Annotated in this window: 1 pseudogene; it reads right to left on the reverse strand. The window is 80.5% G+C overall.

The features are described 5' to 3' along the window. Positions 1-592, reverse strand: a pseudogene (locus tag ABEB16_RS20150) (hypothetical protein); the annotation flags it as partial. Positions 593-626 lie beyond the last annotated feature (34 nt).

Raw genomic sequence — 626 nt, forward strand, 5'->3', positions numbered from 1 at the left:
GCGCGGGCAGCGCGGCCAGCGGCTGGGTGACGACCACCACCCGCCGCCGGCACCGGCTCAGCGCCACCGCGAGCCGCTGCCGGCCGGTGGGACCGGAGGCGAGGGTGCTGCCCGCGTCCTCCACGGCGGCGACGAGCACCACCGCGTCGCGACGCACCCCGCGCCAGCGCTCGACCTCCGCCACGTGCAGCGGCTCCCCGCCCGGCAGGGGCCACGGGGCGGGCACCTCCAGGCCGGCACCCGTGCGCACCGGCACCCCGAGGGCCTCCGCCAGGCGGTGGCGCACCACCTCGTCGAGGAGGCGGGCCACGTCCTCGTCGGGCGCGACGACACCGCAGGACTCCTGCGGCCGGAGCCGGACGTGCGCCACCACCGCGGCGGCCACCGCCTCCAGCAGGTCCAGGCCGCCGCGGCTGCCCGGCGCGCCCCGGCCGGGCAGGTCCACGACCTGCAGCACGTCCACCCCCGCCGCGCCGGGCAGCACGTCCTGCCCGGTCACCAGCGGCTCCGCCCCCGCCAGCAGCGGGCGCAGCAGCCGCTCGTCGCGGCACGCCCGCTGCCGGTGCAGCCGGACGTCGTCGTCACCCAGCACGGGTGCGACACGCACTCCCTGGACCCGCTGGGGC

The sequence above is a fragment of the Kineococcus glutinatus genome, from assembly GCF_039542765.1.
Taxonomy (GTDB): Bacteria; Actinomycetota; Actinomycetes; order Actinomycetales; family Kineococcaceae; genus Kineococcus_A; species Kineococcus_A glutinatus.